We start from the raw sequence: 16,208 nt of genomic DNA on the forward strand, positions 1-16,208 counted from the left end.
GACTCATCATCAAATCAGACCGCGCTCGAGCAGCGCCTGGTGCGCAGCAAGCGGATCTTCAGCCAGGAATAAATCGGCGGATTCGGCAGTTCTGGCGGACAACTCGGCGTGGTGGATATGCACCGCCGGTCCGGCGATCAATGTCGGGCAACCGACGTTTGCCAACAGTTTTGGCAACTGCGCCAGTTGCAGGGCTTTGCTGGAATACAGCAGAACGCCACGGGCCTGGAGCTGTTCGACAGTCAACGCCAGCTCGCCGGCCGGCAGCGGCCAGTCGAACACCTGCACCGGGCAATCAGCGCTGCTGATCAGCCACGCGCACAGCCACAGTTGGGGGTCCAGTGGCAGGTCGGAATGATTGATCAGCAGCAGCGGTGCGGCATGCAGTTGGCGGTTGTTGTGGTAGATGCGTGCGCCGAATTTACTGCGCAGCCAGGACAGGAAAAACACCCGTTCCATCTGCGCGCCGAACTGGCCCTGCCAGCGCTGTTCGAGTTCGCTCAGCAACGGCATCAGCAGTTGTTCGCACAGCGTGCGCGGCGGGTACAGCGCCATGGCCTGGTTGACGCTGTCATCCAGCGCGCGTTCATTGAGCGCGGTAACGGCCGCCAGCAAAGTCTGCTGCAAGCGCTGCCAATCGTTTTCCACGGTTTCAGTGAACGCTTGCGGCGTATCGAGCAGCGGCTTGACCTGGCTGACGGCAACGCCACGGTTGAGCCAGGTGAGAATGGCCAGAATCCGCTGCACATGTTCGGCTGAATACAAACGGTGGCCCTTGGGCGTGCGCTGTGGTACGACCAGCCCGTAGCGGCGTTCCCACGCACGCAAGGTAATGGCGTTGACCCCGGTCTGCCGCGCGACTTCGCGGATCGGCAGCCAGCCCTCGTCGAGGGCTTTCTTGAAGTCGGCGCCGAGGTCTTCCTGGGCGCTGCTGTCGGTTTTTTCGTTCATTAGATAGCGTTTCGCAGACTGAGGTTTTCCGGATGCGGCTGCAGGTACACCTGTTGCGCAATGTAGGGATCCGGATGGAGGCGAAAATGATGCTTGAGCAGGGTCAGCGGCACCACCAGCGGCACGATGCCCTGACGGTACTGGCCGATGACCTGCTGCATTTCCTGTTTGTCTTCGGCGCTCAGCGATTGTTTCAAATATCCGCTGATGTGCAGCAGCACGTTGCAATGGGTACCGCGGGTCGCGCATTTTTTCAGCGCGGCCATCAGTTCGCTGAAATAGCGCGGGCCGAGCTCCGCAGGGTCGCTGTCGGCCATGTTGCCGAGCAATTTGCCCAACGCTTTGTATTGCAGCGGGTTGTGCGCCATCAGCAGGTATTTGTAGCGCGAGTGGAATTCGGTGAGGGCGCGGCGGCTCAGGCCCTGGGCGAGCACTTGCTGCCAGGCGCTGTAGGCAAGCACGCGGGTGATGAAGTTTTCCCGCAGCACCGGATCGTTGAGGCGTCCGGCTTCTTCCACCGGCAAATCCGGATGCTGTGCACAGAACGCCTGGGCATAGATACCACGGCCGCCACCATTCACCGGAGCGCCGTTGGCGTGATAGACCTTGACCCGCTCCAGCCCGCAGGACGGCGATTGCTGCATGAAGATATAGCCGCAGAGATCTTGCAGCTCACCGGCCATTTTTTCGCCGTACTCGGCCAGTGGCCGGGTGACGTTGATGCTCGGATTTACGGTGCCGACCGCCTCGGGCTGTTGCGGGTCGCCGACCAGCCGAATCGGCTCGCGAGGAATGCCCATGCCGATGGCGACTTCCGGGCACAGCGGCACGAAGTCGAAGTATTCCGCCAGGGTTCGGCTGCACAGCCGTGATTCCTTGTGCCCACCGTTGAAGCGCACTTCTTCGCCCAACAGGCAGGCGCTGATGGCGATCTTCGGCTTGGACAGGGAAGCAGTAGACATGAGCACCTCGAATCTATACCTGTACAGAGGGTTGTCTCTGTACAACTTTGCTCAGCATAGATCCGTGGATGTACAAGTCAAATGGTTTGTATAAGATTTTTTGTAGGAGTGAGCCTGCTCGCGATGGCGGTGTGTCAGATGAAAATGTCTTAACTGATATTCCGCTATCGCGAGCAGGCTCACTCCTACAGGGAGAAATTTATTTCCAGCCTAGTAGCCAGTGTTCGTTGTTCTGGAGCGTTCGCCAATCCAGGCGCTCGCTGCGCTGGGTCAGCACCGCCTGCAATTCAACCTCCAGCACCGTGCCGTCTTCATCACGGATCAGTTCGGTGACCAGAAAATGTTTCTCGCGATTCTGCGGGTGGGCTGCTGTCCATTTCGACAGCAGCAATTTGCGCGGGTTGATGCGATTCATTGCAGGTGTTCGTGCAAGCGACGTGCAGCCTCCTGACCGCTGAGCCAAGCCCCTTCGACCCGTCCGGACAGGCACCAGTCGCCGCAGGCGTACAGGCCCAGATCGGCGTCGGCCAGCGTCGTCCATTCATGACCGGTGGCGGGGCGCGCGTAGAGCCAGCGATGGGCGAGGCTGAAGGTTGGCGCGGGCATGGCGCTGTGCAGCAATTCGGCGAACGCACCGTGCAGTTGCTCGATCACGGCTTCCTTGGGCAAGTCGATATGCTGTCGGCTCCATGCGCTGGTGGCGTGCAGCACCCAGGTGTCGAGGGTGGTGTCGCGTCCGGGTTTACTGCGGTTGCGCGCCAGCCAGTCGAGGGGGCTGTCCTGTACGAAGCAGCCTTCGATCGGTGTATCCAGCGGTGTCTCGAAGGCGAGGGCGACGGCCCAGGTCGGGTCCATTTTTACCCCGGCGGCGGCCCCGGCGAGTTTCGGTGCGGCCGCCAGCAGCGCTGTCGCTTGTGGTGCTGGCGTGGCGATGATCACATGGCTGAACGGCCCGTGGGTGAAGCCTTCGGCGTCTTGCAGGTGCCAGTGCTCTTCACCGCGATAAACCTCGGTGATCCGGCAGGCAAACTGCACGTCCAGACCGTCGAGCAGGCCACGGGTAATGGCGCTCATGCGCGGCGTGCCGACCCAGCGGGTCTGCTCGTCCGGGGACAGGTTCAACTGCCCGCCCTGAAAGGTGTACAGCTGCGGCGCCCACTCGGCGGCCCAGCCCTTGCTTTGCCAGCGTTGCACTTCCGTGACAAAACGCCGGTCGCGCGCAGTGAAATATTGCGCGCCCAGATCCAGCGAACCCGCGTCGCTGCGCTTGCTGGACATGCGCCCGCCGCTGCCGCGGCTTTTATCGAACAGTTGAACGGTATGCCCGGTCTCTGTCAGAGCCTGGGCGGCGGAGAGTCCGGCGATGCCGGTGCCGATGATTGCGATAGGTACAGTCATAGGGGCCTCGTTTACCTTTCTGTACAGACTACGCCGTCGATGAAACCTGTACAATTATGTTTTTTGGTATAACTTCTAGCATTCTCGTTCTGACAGCTTGGCCTATTGTTAAACCATAGAGCCTGCTCGATCGAAAAGATCCCTGCCTATAAAAATAGACTAGTGATCGGTGTTAAACGCCACGCGAGGAAGATGTCATGCACATATTGCTGACCGGCGGTACTGGTTTGATAGGACGTCAGCTCTGCCGGCACTGGCTGGAGCAGGGGCATCGCCTGACCGTGTGGAGTCGACGCGCACACAAGGTCACGCAGATTTGCGGGCCAGACGTTCGCGCGATTGCACGTCTGGAGGACCTCGGCGAGGAGCCGCTGGACGCAATCGTCAATCTCGCCGGCGCGCCGATTGCCGACCGGCCGTGGACCCATCGACGCAAGGCGTTGTTATGGAGCAGCCGTATCACCCTGACCGAGACGTTGCTGGCATGGCTGGAGAGTCGCGCACAGAAACCTTCGCTGCTGATTTCCGGCTCGGCGATCGGCTGGTACGGCGACGGTGGCGAACGCGAGCTGACAGAAGAGTCGCCGCCCGGCATCGACGATTTCGCCAGCCAGCTGTGTATCGCCTGGGAAGAAACCGCCCTGCGCGCCGAGAACCTCGGCATCCGCGTGGTGCTGCTGCGAACCGGTCTGGTGCTGTCGGGCGAGGGCGGCTTTTTGTCGCGGCTGTTGCTGCCGTTCAAGCTCGGGCTGGGCGGGCCTTTGGGTAATGGTCGGCAGTGGATGCCGTGGATTCACATCGACGATCAAATCGCCCTGATTGATTTTCTTCTGCACCATCATCAGGCGAGCGGTCCTTATAATGCCTGCGCGCCGAAACCTGTGCGCAACCGCGAATTTGCCAAGACCCTGGGCAGTGTCTTGCACCGCCCGGCGTTCATGCCGATGCCGACCCTGGCGCTGAAGGTCATGCTCGGCGAGCTGTCACTGTTATTGCTCGGCGGCCAGCGTGCCACGCCGGCACGTTTGCTCGAAGCGGGCTTTACCTTCCGCTTTACGGATTTACGCGCGGCCCTGGATGATCTCTCCAGCCGCCTCTGAAATAGGACGTTGCATGACCGATCACGCTTTGCTTCTGGTCAACCTGGGCTCTCCGGCCTCCACCTCCGTGGCCGATGTGCGCAGCTACCTCAATCAATTTCTGATGGACCCGTACGTGATCGACCTGCCATGGCCGCTGCGGCGGCTGCTGGTGTCGCTGATCCTGATCAAGCGCCCAGAGCAATCGGCGCATGCCTACGCGTCGATCTGGTGGGAGGAGGGCTCACCGCTGGTGGTGCTCAGCCGCCGTTTGCAAGCGCAAATGACCGAGACGTGGAAACACGGCCCGGTGGATCTGGCGATGCGTTACGGCGAGCCGTCGATCGAAACCTGTCTGTTGCGGCTGGTGAAAGCAGGGCACAGGAAAATCACCTTGGCGCCGCTGTATCCGCAGTTCGCCGACAGCACCACGACCACCGTGATCGAAGAAGCGCGACGCGTGCTGCGCGAGAACAAGCTCGACGTGAAGTTATCGATCCTGCAACCGTTCTACGATCAGCCGGAATACATCGAAGCACTGGCCGCCAGCGCTCGCCCACATCTGCAGCAGGATTACGATCATTTGCTGCTGAGCTTTCATGGCTTGCCGGAGCGGCATCTGACCAAACTCGATCCGAGCGGCAAGCACTGCCTCAAGGGCGCCGACTGCTGTCAGACCGCCTCGCCGGCGGTGTTGGCGACCTGCTACCGCGCGCAATGTTTCCGCACCGCCGCCGCCTTCGCCAAGAGCGTGGGCTTGCCGGACGGCAAATGGTCGGTATCGTTTCAGTCGCGCCTGGGGCGGGCGAAGTGGATCGAGCCGTACACCGAAGCGCGGCTGGACGAGCTGGCAAAAAGCGGCGTGAAAAAGATTCTGGTGATGTGCCCGGCGTTCGTCGCCGATTGCATCGAGACGCTGGAAGAAATTGGCGATCGCGGCAGAGAACAGTTCCGCGAAGCGGGGGGCGAGGAGCTGGTGCTGGTGCCCTGCCTGAACGACGACCCGCAATGGGCCAGGGCGTTGGCGACTCTCTGCGAAAGAGCGCCGCTGGCCCTTTGAGCTGAGTAAACACAAACTGTGGCGAGGGAGCTTGCTCCCGCTGGGCTGCGAAGCGGCCCCAAAATCTGCTGATGCGGTTTCACAGGAAATCGCATTTGCCGGATTTACGACTGCTGCGCAGCCGAGCGGGAGCAAGCTCCCTCGCCACAGGGTGTGAGCCGATCTTTAAATCAGCGGCTCATCCGCCTTCTTCTGCTTCCAGCCGTCATTGCCCGGCAGGATCAGGTTCAGCGCGATCGCCACCACCGCGCACAGTGCGATGCCTTTGAGGCCGAAGTCATCCGGGCCAGTGCCGGTGCCGACCAGCACACCACCAATGCCGAACACCAGCGTCACCGAGACGATCACCAGATTGCGCGCTTCGCCCAGGTCGATCTTGTGGCGGATCAGGGTATTCATGCCCACCGCCGCAATCGAACCGAACAACAGGCACAGAATCCCGCCCATCACCGGCACCGGAATGCTTTGCAGCAGCGCGCCGAACTTGCCGATGAACGCCAGGGTGATGGCGAAAATCGCCGCCCAGGTCATGATTTTCGGGTTGTAGTTTTTGGTCAGCATCACCGCGCCGGTCACTTCGGCATAGGTGGTGTTGGGCGGGCCACCGAACAGGCCAGCGGCGGTCGTCGCAATGCCGTCACCAAGCAGGGTGCGATGCAGGCCCGGCTTCTTCAGGTAATCGCGACCCGTCACACTGCCAACGGCAATCACGCCGCCGATGTGCTCGATCGCCGGGGCCAGCGCCACCGGAACGATGAACAGAATCGCCTGCCAGTTGAACTCCGGCGCGGTGAAGTGCGGCAGGGCGAACCAAGGCGCCGCGGCAATCTTCGCGGTATCGACCACGCCGAAATAAAACGACATGGCAAAACCGACCAGCACACCGGAGATGATCGGCACCAGACGAAAGATGCCTTTGCCGAACACCGCTACGATCAGCGTGGTCAGCAGTGCCGGCATCGAGATCAACATGGCGGTCTGGTAGTGGATCAGCTCGGTGCCGTCGCCAGCCTTGCCCATCGCCATGTTCGCGGCGATCGGCGCCATGGCCAGGCCGATGGAAATGATCACCGGGCCAATCACCACCGGAGGCAGCAAACGGTCGATAAAACCGGTGCCTTTGATCTTCACGGCAAGGCCCAGGAAGGTGTAGACGAAACCGGCCGCCATCACCCCGCCCATGGTCGCGGCGAGGCCGAACTGGCCCTTGGCGAGGATGATCGGGGTGATGAAAGCGAAGCTCGACGCCAGAAACACCGGCACCTGCCGCCCGGTGACGATCTGGAACAGGATCGTTCCCAGACCTGCGGTAAACAGGGCCACGTTCGGATCAAGGCCGGTGATCAGCGGCATCAGCACCAAAGCGCCGAACGCCACGAACAGCATCTGGGCGCCGGACAGCACCGTGCGCCAGAGCGGATCGTTGAACTCTTGCTGCATGCTTACGCGTCCTTCTGCTTGGTGCCGAAGATCTTGTCACCGGCGTCGCCAAGCCCAGGGATGATGTAGCCGTGCTCGTTCAGACGTTCATCGATCGACGCGGTGTAGATGGTCACGTCCGGGTGCGCCTTTTCTACGGCGGCAATGCCTTCCGGCGCGGCCACCAGGACCATGGCGCGGATGTCGCGGCAACCGGCCTTTTTCAGCAGGTCGATGGTCGCGACCATGGAACTGCCGGTGGCGAGCATCGGGTCGATGATCATGGCCAGGCGTTCGTCGATTTCCGGCACCAGTTTTTCCAGATACGTGTGGGCTTGCAGGGTTTCTTCGTTGCGGGCAACGCCCACAGCGGACACCTTGGCACCCGGGATCAGGCTCAGCACGCCTTCGAGCATGCCGATGCCGGCGCGCAGGATCGGCACGACGGTGATCTTCTTGCCGGCGATCTTCTCCACCGACACGGTGCCGCACCAGCCGGCAATGTCGTAGGATTCGAGCGGCAAATCTTTGGTGGCTTCATAGGTCAACAGGGCGCCGACTTCCTGAGCGAGCTCGCGGAAATTCTTGGTGCTGATGTCAGCGCGGCGCATCAGGCCGAGTTTATGACGGATCAGCGGATGGCGGATCTCGAGGATGGGCATGGGAAAGGCTCCGGCGGCGGGCAAAAAAACCGGCCTAGATTAATCTATCCGACAGTGATGTCCTATAGGACATTCTGTACGTTAGTCCATAAGAGCTTGATTCGGTCCTGCGAGATGCGTACCTTTGCCCGCTTTTCGCAACCATGCCCCCCACCCGCCAACCCCTGGAGAGCGCCATGTCCGCTGATCTCGAGCATATCCGTCAAATCATGCGAGAGGCTGACTGCCTGTACACCGAGTCTGAAGTCGAGGCGGCCATCGCCCGCGTCGGTGCACAAATCAACGAACAACTGGCCGACAGCAACCCGGTGGTCTTCTGCGTGATGAACGGCGGCCTGATCTTCTCCGGCAAACTGCTGACCCATCTGCAGTTCCCGCTGGAAGCGTCCTACCTGCACGCGACCCGCTATCGCAACGAAACCAGCGGCGGCGACCTGTTCTGGAAAGCCAAGCCGGAAGTCTCGTTCATCGACCGCGACGTGCTGATCATCGACGACATCCTCGACGAAGGTCACACCCTGGGCGCGATCATCGATTTCTGCAAACACGCCGGCGCGCGCAAAGTGCACACCGCCGTGCTGATCGACAAGGACCACGACCGCAAGGCGCGTCCGGACCTGAAAGCCGATTTCGTCGGCCTGCCGTGCATCGACCGCTACATCTTCGGTTACGGCATGGACTACAAGGGCTACTGGCGCAACGCCAATGGGATCTACGCCGTTAAAGGCATGTAATCCTCTGCACCATCCCCCTGTAGGCGTGAGCCTGCTCGCGATAGCGTCATACCAGCCAACATCTACGTTGCTGACAGACCGCTATCGCGAGCAGGCGAAGGCCTACATTTGTTTGTGTGATACCCATGCTAGAGTGCTCGGCCCGCCCCCCGGAGCCTGTCATGCGCCTCTTGACCCGCAGCCTCGCCGCCCTCTTTCTGACTCTCAGCCTGCCGCTGGCCGCCGCGCCCATGCACAGTCAATTCCTGCCGCCGGACGACCTGACCCTGCGCGACGCCGAACCCGAGCAGCAGCAACTGCTGCAGGTCAGCGAATATTCCGTGGTGGTCGGTGCGCAGCGGCAATCCAATCAGCAGCCGATTCCGGTCACTTCGTCGTTGTTGATTCGCCTCAAGGGCAAGTCGCTGAATAAAGGCGCGACCATCAATCAGGTGCTGGTGAGTTTCGATGGCGAAAGCAAGAGCCTGAAAAAGCCGCTTTACGACGACAAAAGCAAAACCCTGACGCTGTTTTACCCGCTCGCCCAATACCGCGTGGTGATGGACCTGCTGCGCAACGACACGGTGTATGTGCAGTTCCTCAGTTACGCCAACGGCCACATCTGGGCCGATTTGCACACCGGCGCGGTGCGAGCGCGTTGAGCCGGGCGGCCGGGCAGGGGTAAACTGCCGGCCCCGTATGATGTCTGCGAGCTGGAGTCGGCAATGCGTAAAGATAAGAAACAAGTGATTGGTGACGAGATCGGCGATGAGCAGATCAAGCTGTTCCTCGATTTTGAGCCGGTCGACGCCACTTCGCCGTCGCTGCACAAACTGATCAAGGCCTACCGTGGGCTGCGCATCGATGATTTCGAGCGTTTTCTGGGCTTCTTCGTCGCGGCAGGTTACGACCTCGATGGCAAGGACGCGCAGGGCAAGACTTTTGTTGATCACATCAAGGATCAGCGTAATGCCCCGGATTACATTGAGCTTGTTGAGAAATACCGCGCCTAGCGCCATCCCTGTGGCGAGGGAGCTTGCTCCCGCTTGAGTGCGCAGCGCTCACAAGATGTCGGGGCCGCTGCGCAGCCCAGCGGGACGGTGCGACGATTCGACAAGCTCCCTCGCCACAGAGGTCAGGTTTCAAATTTCGGGTAAAAAAAACGCCCCGCACTCAATGAGTACGGGGCGTTTTTCATGCGGCGCGATCAAGCGAAGCTTGGTGTCTCGCTGCTTTCTTCAACCAGTTCCAGCGCAATGTTGTTCTGCGTATTGATCTTGCGATACAGCGCAGCATCGGTTTCCAGCACCTTTTCACGGGCCGGGAAGATTTCCGCCAGTTTGGCCGCCCACTCGCCGGACGCCTTGGCCGGGAAGCACTTCTCGATCAGTTCCAGCATGATCGAAACAGTCACCGACGCGCCAGGCGATGCGCCGAGCAGGGCGGCGAGGGAGCCGTCTTTCGCGGCAACCAGTTCGGTGCCGAACTGCAGGATGCCACCCTTTTTCGGGTCTTTCTTGATGATCTGTACCCGTTGGCCCGCCACTTCCAGGCGCCAGTCTTCGGCTTTCGCCTGCGGGTAGAAACGGCGCAGGGATTCCAGACGCTGTTCCATCGATTGCATCACTTCGCTGACCAGGTACTTGGTCAGGTCCATGTTGTTTTTTGCCACCGCCAGCATCGGCCCGATGTTGCCGGCGCGCACCGACAGCGGCAGGTCCATGAAGGAGCCGTGCTTGAGGAACTTGGTGGTGAAGCCGGCGTATGGCCCGAACAGCAGGGATTTCTTGCCATCGACTACGCGGGTGTCCAGGTGCGGCACCGACATCGGTGGCGAACCTACGGCAGCCTGGCTATAGACCTTGGCCTGATGCTGCTTGACCACTTCCGGATTGTCGCAGCGCAGCCACTGGCCACTGATCGGGAAGCCGCCGAAGCCTTTGCTTTCTTCGATGCCCGAGGCCTGCAGCAATGGCAGCGCCGCGCCACCGGCGCCGAGGAAGACGAATTTGGCGTCGACTTCACGGGTGTTGCCGTTGTTGACGTCCTTGATGCTGACGGTCCAGCCGGCGCCGTTGCGCTTGAGGCCGGTAACGCGCTTGCAGTATTTGACCTGGGTGTCCGGCGCGCTGGTCAGGTGCTTGAGCAACTGGTTGGTGAGGGCGCCGAAGTTGACGTCGGTGCCGTTCATCACGCGAGTGGCGGCAAGGACTTCGTCTGGCGAGCGGCCCGGCATCATCAGCGGCATCCACTCGGCCATCTTGCCTTTGTCTTCGGTGTATTCCATGTCGGCAAACGCATGGTGCTTGCTCAACACGTTGAAGCGTTGCTTGAGGAACGACACACCACTGTCACCCTGCACGAAACTCAGGTGCGGGACCGGGCTGATGAAGGATTTGCACGAGCCGAACGTGCCTTTTTTGGTCAGGTACGACCAGAACTGCTTCGACACCTCGAACTGAGTGTTGATGTGCACGGCTTTCTTGATGTCGACGCTGCCATCGGCCGCCTGCGGCGTGTAGTTCAGCTCGCACAGGCCGGCGTGGCCGGTACCGGCGTTGTTCCACGGGTTGGAACTCTCCGCGGCACCGGAATCCATCAGCTCGACGACTTCCAGCTTGATCGCGGGGTCGAGCTCTTTGAGCAGCACGGCCAGGGTGGCACTCATGATGCCGGCCCCTACCAGAACTACGTCGACTGCTTCGTTATGCGCCATTTAACGCGTCTCCCAAATCTGCAGCACCAAATTGTCGGCATGGCTGCCAGGCGTTCCAGGGCAGGTCAGTGGCCCGGGCTATCCGTGGTCAGGTTCGCCATGTCCGAATCTTCGCAATTTTTCGCAACTTCGACGGATGCGTGCGGCCTGGTTTCAAGCGTTCAATGAACGCATTTTCGCGCAGGGCTGGCAATTCGACTTATGGTCGAGACATCCGTTTTCGTGCAACCAAATCCGTAGCGGACAGGCTTCAGGCTCCGATGTTCGAGGTATACCCGGTCCTGTGTCGTTGGGCTGTTTCAGACGCTAATGGTGCATGTTCAGACGCAAAACTATTCATTTGCTCGCCACACTCTTGTGAAGTTGTGAAAACCCGTTTTTTTCACGCTCTTTTGAAGACGTGAACCTCAAAAAAGGGCTGCCTTGGCCTGGCACCTGCCCGCAAGGGCAAAACAACGCGGTGGCCGAGCGTATGACAGCTCTGCAGATTCGCGAAAAGCAGGGGTTTTGCCGGAAGAACAGGCAAGCGCGCCAACTTCACTCGATCTGTGTGGGCGGCTCTCTGTGGGCGATTTTGATGTCGATGCAAGCGCATTGACGCTGTTGCGGGGCCCGATCAGGAGACGTCCTTATAATCGGGGGGAGATTGTAGCGAAGAAATGCGCGCAGTTGCTCGTGTTTAATGACTTTTATTAGGTATCCGGTCAGATGCTCAACTGCACCTGGGGCCGTGCGCGCATTTGTCGCGCTACCACCCGGGCGCTGGCGGGCAGCGGCTGGTTCAACCAGGTCAGGCGGATTTCTTCGATTTCCACCCAGCCGTCACCCATCGGTTGCAGGCTGCACTGTTTGAAAGCCTGGCAGTGACCGTTGCGATCGAGCAGGGCGAAGCTGCGGTGCAGCGGGCGTGGCGCGAACAGCGAGATCAGATAACGCATGGCAGAGTTCCTTGAAGGAGGACTGTTTCAAAGCTTGCCGGCGAGCCATGACGTCGCGGTGTATGGATGGTGAAGAATGTATGACAGGAACCGCCTTCGCCGGGGTGTGTCAGACATTTCAGTATTCACCGCGTCCCGCTGGTGAGCTGCAGTGGCCCACCGCTATACTGCCGGCCTGTTTGTGCCTGATTCTGGAGAGAAGAGCATGTTGCAACGCCTGTTGTTCGGTTTGATCACTGTCGCCGGTTTGACCCTGGCCGGCTGCGCCCACAGCCCGCAACAACTGAATCCGGAGCCGAAGCTGACCACGCAACTGGCACCGGTCGGTCGCGGCCAGCCTGTGGTCGTGCGTGTCGTCGACGGCCGTCCTTCGCCAACCCTGGGCACCCGTGGCGGTCTGTACCCGGAAACCAGCGCCATCACCGTGCAGCGCGAGCAGATCCTGCCCAAGCTGCAGGCCCAGGCTGAAGCCGCTGTGCGTTTGCTGGGGTTCACCCCGACCAACAACGCGCCGAACGCGCCGCAGTTGACCGTGACCCTGGCCGAGCTGAAATATCAGTCGCCGAAAGAAGGCATGTACGTGACCGAGGCGACCATCGGCGCGACCTTCCGCTCTGACGTGCAAAACGCCAACCGTCGTTACAGTGGCCGTTACGGCGCTTCGCTGGACCAGCGCTTCGGCATGGCGCCGAACCAGGAAACCAACACTAAACTGGTCAGCGATGTGTTGAGCGATGCGCTGACACGTCTGTTCAAGGATCCGACCGTGGGTCAGGTGCTGGCCGAGTAAGTTATCGGCAGCTGTGAAAAAGCCCGGGGCCAGTGATGGTTCCGGGCTTTTTTGTGCCTGCCGATATTCTTGATTCACCACCGCCCCCTCTAGGAGTGAGCCTGCTCGCGATGGCGCTCTGTCAGCAACATCAATGCTGGCTGACAATACGCTATCGCGAGCAGGCTCACTCCTACAGGGGAACGGTGGTGTGTCAGGCAGCCTGCGAGTAGAAGTCCAGCACGCTCACCCCTGTCAGCCAATCAGTCTCGGGCAAGTCCGCATGCTGATGCCCGCCCAGCGCGCAATACACCAGCCAATGGCGATCCTGCACATTGAAGGCAAGGCTGCCGACCAGACTTTGCTGTTCGTCGTAAGGGGTGATGAGGTACAGGCGATCCTGGTTTTCAGCGTGCAGCATGTCCCGTTCCATGTGTGTTTCGAGGCGCGCAGGGTGAAGCATCCACATGACGGTGCCGTGACACAGGACAGCCATCGGTCGATTGTCAGGTTATTTATCGCAAAGGCCGGGGCAGGGTGGCCAGGTTTGGGTAGAATTCGCGCCGCGGTCGTCGATCTGGCGCCTGCCACACCGATTTAAATTGAGGTCTGTGATGTCGTTGCACTTGATGACGCTGTTTACCGCCCATCCCGCCAAACTGATCAACCTGCTGGCCTTGCTGCTCGCGTTCCCCGGCAGTTGGCTGCTGCACGCAACCCGTCGCCGTGAGCAACGCGCGCAGGCCAGTCTTGCCGCACAGCGTCAGGCGCAGCCGAATGTCGAGCCGATTCTGGATTGGGCGACGCTGCGCATGAACCGGTTTTTCTATCGTTTCGGTTTCGCCTGCCTGGGGCTGGCCCTGATCGTCTCCTGGATCAGCACGCGCTTCTAAAGCTGAATACAAAACCTCTGTGGCGAGGGAGCTTGCTCCCGCTTGAGTGCGCAGCGCTCACAAACTCCTGGGGCCGCTTCGCAGCCCAGCGGGAGCAAGCTCCCTCGCCACAGAGATGTTTGGCATAACTGCTTACAGTGGCAACCCGGCCTTGACCCGGTACTGATTACGCACCGGCGTCGCATATTGCAGCACCAGGTACGGACGATGCTCCTCGGGGCAGGCGTCCAGCCGGTTCTGCCATTCTTCCTGCGCCTTGGCCAGTTCGTCCGCCGGGAAGACTTCGGCCGCCTTCGGCACATTCAATTGCGGATCGGCATCGGCCCACTGTGCATACGCCAGATAATGCACCGGGAACAGCCGATAGCCGCCGAGAATCTGCTTGTCCATCTCGATCGCCAATTGTTTGGTGTCTTCGAACAACTCGGTGATCGGCGCAGCGAAGTTCACGTGCACCCGGCCCTTGTAGCCAGTGATGCCCTTGGCGATGCTCACATCATCTTCACCGGGCGCCTTGGTGTAGGTGCCGGTGGTGGCGCGGATGTACAACTCGCGGGCCTTGGCCTGGTCGCACGGGTCGTATTCATAGCTGATCGACACCGGCGTGAGGTTCAGCGAACGAATCACTTCACCGAACGGCTCGTCCTTGCGGCTCATGTGGAACATCTTGAGGATCGCCGACTCGGTGCGGTCATCGCCATCCTTCGCCCGGCCTTCGGCCTGAGCGATCCAGATCGAGGCGCAATCGTTGCGGATCGAGTGGTTGATGTAGGCCGACAACAGTTGATAGGCGGCCATTTTCTCGCGGCGGCCAGTGATCGAACGGTGGACGATAAAGCTCTTGTTCAAACGCATCAGGTCACTGACAAACGGCTTTTGCAGCAGGTTGTCGCCAATCGCAATGCGCGGCGTCGGCAGGCCCGCGTGGTACACGGCGTAATTGACGAAGGCCGGGTCCATGACGATGTCGCGGTGGTTGGCGATGAACAGATAAGCGCTGCCGGACTTGAATTGCTCGACCCCGGTGTAGGTCACGCCGTCGGTGGCGCGCTCGATGGTGTGGTCGACGTAGAACTCGACTTTGTCCTGTAAGGTAGCCACGGACGTCACGTCGGCAAACTCACGACGCAGCCGATGGGCTATAAGAGGTTTGAGCATCCAGCCGAAGGCACCGGCAAAACGCGGGAAGCGGAAGTGGGTGAGGATATCTAGAAACGCCTTGTCGCCGAGCAGCCTTGCCAGTACCGCAGGTACTTCGCTGTCGTCGTAAGGTCGGATGGCATCGAATTCGCCCATCATGCTCTCTTGTTGGAAACGGCTAGGGTAAGTTAGGGGTTTGATCGAAAACCCGCAGGGCACGGTCTGAAAAAGTAGCCAGACAAAAATAGCCCTGCAAATAGACCGGCGATTATACGCACAAGTCACCTGGGAGACCGCGATGCTGGAAGCCGCTGAGTATGAATGTCCGTATTGTGGGGAGGAAGTCGAGACTACGCTGGATCTGTCCGGCGGCGATCAGACGTATATCGAGGACTGTCAGGTGTGCTGCCGACCGATCACGTTTGTTTTGCAGGTGCATGGTGAAGAATGGCACCTGGAAGTCTTCAGCGAAAACGAATGAGGGGGCGCTCATGCAGCGAATCTACGAACCGGCCAGCCTGATGGAAGGCGAAATGCTCAAGGGCATGCTCGCCAGCGAAGGCATCGAGGCGCATCTGGTCGGGCAGAATCTGCTAGGCGGCACGGGCGAACTGCCGATTTTCGGCCTGCTCGGCCTGTCCGTCGATAACGATCAGGCCGAATACGCCCGCGAGCTGATCACCGCGTACAATGCCGCGCTGCCGCTGCCGCTGCCCGGCGACGAACCGGAGAGCTTCCCCGGGACGCTGGTCTGTTAGGCTGACGTTCGTTTGATCAAGAGTCGTGTTGCCCCATGTGTGGACGTTATGCCCTGTTTCGCTGGAACCGCGATTTCGCGGCCCTGCCAGGTTTTCCCGCCGATCAGCAGGCGCAGTGGAACATTTCCCCCAATGATTCGGTATTGATGCTGCGCGCCGCTGAAGACGGCGAGCGCACATTGGCCCGTGCGCGCTGGGGTCTGACGCCGCCGTGGCTGACCGACCTGTCGAAAACCCCCGCCCATGCCCGGGCCGAAACCGTGGCCGAGCAGCCGATGTTCCGTGAGGCGCTGCGCCTGCGTCGCTGCCTGCTGCCGGCCAACGGTTTCTACGAATGGCGCGGCACCCAGCGCAAGCGGCCCTATTGGCTGACGCCGGGAGAGGGCTCATCGCTGTTTTTCGCGGCGATCTGGGAGGCGTATCCGGTGCAGGAACAGGTCTGGCTGAGCACGGCGGTGATTACCCAGCCGGCGGCCAGTCAGCGCCGGCCTTTGATTCTCGATGAGGCGGGGCAGGCGGCATGGCTCGATCCCGAGACGCCGCTGCATGTGTTGCAGGGATTGCTCGCCAGTGAGCCGGCGGCGCTGCGTGAGCGGGTGCTGGCGAATCTGGTGAATGATCCGAAGCTCAATGGGCCGGAGTGTTTGACCCCGGGGTGATGCACTGCCCGCAAGGGCCTTATCGCGAGCAGGCTCACTCCTACATGGGAACGCATTCCAAATGTAGGAGTGAGCCTGCTCGCGATAAGGT

Annotated in this window: 20 protein-coding genes; 10 read left to right on the forward strand and 10 right to left on the reverse strand. The window is 60.6% G+C overall.

Translation table 11 applies throughout. The features are described from left to right. Positions 1-9: 9 nt before the first annotated feature. The 4 genes from HU743_RS17875 to HU743_RS17890 form a co-directional block, all read right to left on the reverse strand. Entirely contained in the window at positions 10-951 is a 942-nt protein-coding gene (locus HU743_RS17875; RefSeq protein ID WP_186650239.1) for a MerR family transcriptional regulator, read from the reverse strand. Beyond that, positions 951-1,913, reverse strand: coding sequence for a DUF523 and DUF1722 domain-containing protein (locus HU743_RS17880; protein ID WP_186551178.1), 963 nt, complete (start codon positions 1,911-1,913; stop codon positions 951-953). Before HU743_RS17880 ends, HU743_RS17875 begins: the two co-directional genes overlap by 1 nt. A gap of 199 nt (positions 1,914-2,112) precedes the next feature. Further along, positions 2,113-2,328: a TIGR02450 family Trp-rich protein gene (locus HU743_RS17885; RefSeq protein ID WP_186551179.1), complete on the reverse strand. Its 216-nt coding sequence runs from the start codon at positions 2,326-2,328 to the stop codon at positions 2,113-2,115. Then, a complete protein-coding gene (locus tag HU743_RS17890) occupies positions 2,325-3,311 on the reverse strand; it encodes an FAD-dependent oxidoreductase (RefSeq protein WP_186650242.1) in 987 nt (328 codons plus the stop codon). The genes HU743_RS17885 and HU743_RS17890 overlap by 4 nt, the downstream gene beginning before the upstream one ends. Positions 3,312-3,508: 197 nt before the next feature. On the opposite strand from HU743_RS17890, the gene HU743_RS17895 reads away from it, so the two are divergent. Next, the gene (locus HU743_RS17895) at positions 3,509-4,411 is read left to right on the forward strand and encodes a TIGR01777 family oxidoreductase (RefSeq protein WP_186650245.1); all 903 of its coding nucleotides are present in this window, start codon (positions 3,509-3,511) and stop codon (positions 4,409-4,411) included. Positions 4,412-4,424: 13 nt separating this feature from the next. Further along, complete coding sequence (gene hemH / locus HU743_RS17900) at positions 4,425-5,450, forward strand: ferrochelatase (protein ID WP_186650248.1); 1,026 nt, start codon at positions 4,425-4,427, stop codon at positions 5,448-5,450. A 165-nt stretch (positions 5,451-5,615) separates the two neighbouring features. On the opposite strand, the gene HU743_RS17905 is transcribed toward hemH, so the two are convergent. Continuing rightward, a complete protein-coding gene (locus tag HU743_RS17905; RefSeq protein ID WP_186551183.1) occupies positions 5,616-6,890 on the reverse strand; it encodes a uracil-xanthine permease family protein in 1,275 nt (424 codons plus the stop codon). A gap of 2 nt (positions 6,891-6,892) precedes the next feature. Further along, complete coding sequence (gene upp / locus HU743_RS17910; RefSeq protein ID WP_090286199.1) at positions 6,893-7,531, reverse strand: uracil phosphoribosyltransferase; 639 nt, start codon at positions 7,529-7,531, stop codon at positions 6,893-6,895. A gap of 176 nt (positions 7,532-7,707) precedes the next feature. On the opposite strand from upp, the gene HU743_RS17915 reads away from it, so the two are divergent. The 3 genes from HU743_RS17915 to HU743_RS17925 all read left to right on the forward strand — a co-directional run bounded on the left by HU743_RS17915 (position 7,708) and on the right by HU743_RS17925 (position 9,257). Then, complete coding sequence (locus HU743_RS17915) at positions 7,708-8,265, forward strand: hypoxanthine-guanine phosphoribosyltransferase (protein WP_016773231.1); 558 nt, start codon at positions 7,708-7,710, stop codon at positions 8,263-8,265. A 161-nt stretch (positions 8,266-8,426) separates the two neighbouring features. Then, a complete protein-coding gene (locus HU743_RS17920; protein WP_186650251.1) occupies positions 8,427-8,906 on the forward strand; it encodes a hypothetical protein in 480 nt (159 codons plus the stop codon). 63 nt (positions 8,907-8,969) lie between these two features. Continuing rightward, a complete protein-coding gene (locus HU743_RS17925; protein ID WP_186650254.1) occupies positions 8,970-9,257 on the forward strand; it encodes a PA4642 family protein in 288 nt (95 codons plus the stop codon). A gap of 194 nt (positions 9,258-9,451) precedes the next feature. On the opposite strand, the gene mqo is transcribed toward HU743_RS17925, so the two are convergent. Further along, positions 9,452-10,960, reverse strand: coding sequence for a malate dehydrogenase (quinone) (gene mqo / locus HU743_RS17930; RefSeq protein ID WP_186619789.1), 1,509 nt, complete (start codon positions 10,958-10,960; stop codon positions 9,452-9,454). A 704-nt stretch (positions 10,961-11,664) separates the two neighbouring features. Further along, on the reverse strand, positions 11,665-11,898 hold the full coding sequence (locus HU743_RS17935; RefSeq protein WP_186619790.1) for a hypothetical protein: 234 nt from the start codon (positions 11,896-11,898) through the stop codon (positions 11,665-11,667). A 205-nt stretch (positions 11,899-12,103) separates the two neighbouring features. On the opposite strand from HU743_RS17935, the gene HU743_RS17940 reads away from it, so the two are divergent. Then, the gene (locus HU743_RS17940; RefSeq protein ID WP_186551188.1) at positions 12,104-12,688 is read left to right on the forward strand and encodes a YajG family lipoprotein; all 585 of its coding nucleotides are present in this window, start codon (positions 12,104-12,106) and stop codon (positions 12,686-12,688) included. A gap of 193 nt (positions 12,689-12,881) precedes the next feature. Here the strand turns inward: HU743_RS17940 and HU743_RS17945 are convergent, their stop codons facing one another. Beyond that, complete coding sequence (locus tag HU743_RS17945) at positions 12,882-13,088, reverse strand: hypothetical protein (protein WP_186636861.1); 207 nt, start codon at positions 13,086-13,088, stop codon at positions 12,882-12,884. A 193-nt stretch (positions 13,089-13,281) separates the two neighbouring features. Between HU743_RS17945 and HU743_RS17950 the strand changes: the two genes are divergently transcribed. Next, complete coding sequence (locus HU743_RS17950; protein ID WP_186551189.1) at positions 13,282-13,560, forward strand: hypothetical protein; 279 nt, start codon at positions 13,282-13,284, stop codon at positions 13,558-13,560. A gap of 132 nt (positions 13,561-13,692) precedes the next feature. Here HU743_RS17950 and HU743_RS17955 read toward each other — a convergent pair whose 3' ends face one another. Then, complete coding sequence (locus HU743_RS17955) at positions 13,693-14,856, reverse strand: 1-acyl-sn-glycerol-3-phosphate acyltransferase (protein WP_186551190.1); 1,164 nt, start codon at positions 14,854-14,856, stop codon at positions 13,693-13,695. A 142-nt stretch (positions 14,857-14,998) separates the two neighbouring features. On the opposite strand from HU743_RS17955, the gene HU743_RS17960 reads away from it, so the two are divergent. Genes HU743_RS17960 through HU743_RS17970 form a run of 3 tightly spaced genes read left to right on the forward strand, consistent with a single transcriptional unit; the run spans position 14,999 to position 16,117 of the window. Continuing rightward, positions 14,999-15,181, forward strand: a complete 183-nt coding sequence (locus HU743_RS17960; protein WP_186650258.1) for a CPXCG motif-containing cysteine-rich protein — start codon at positions 14,999-15,001, stop codon at positions 15,179-15,181. Positions 15,182-15,191: 10 nt separating this feature from the next. Beyond that, positions 15,192-15,458 carry a DUF2007 domain-containing protein gene (locus tag HU743_RS17965; RefSeq protein ID WP_186650261.1) on the forward strand — a complete coding sequence of 89 codons (267 nt, stop codon included), beginning with the start codon at positions 15,192-15,194 and terminating at the stop codon, positions 15,456-15,458. A 35-nt stretch (positions 15,459-15,493) separates the two neighbouring features. Further along, complete coding sequence (locus HU743_RS17970) at positions 15,494-16,117, forward strand: SOS response-associated peptidase (RefSeq protein ID WP_186619792.1); 624 nt, start codon at positions 15,494-15,496, stop codon at positions 16,115-16,117. The last annotated feature ends 91 nt before the right edge of the window (positions 16,118-16,208 follow it).

Origin of the sequence: Pseudomonas sp. SWRI99, assembly GCF_014270125.1 — a bacterium.
GTDB lineage: Bacteria > Pseudomonadota > Gammaproteobacteria > Pseudomonadales > Pseudomonadaceae > Aquipseudomonas > Aquipseudomonas hamedanensis.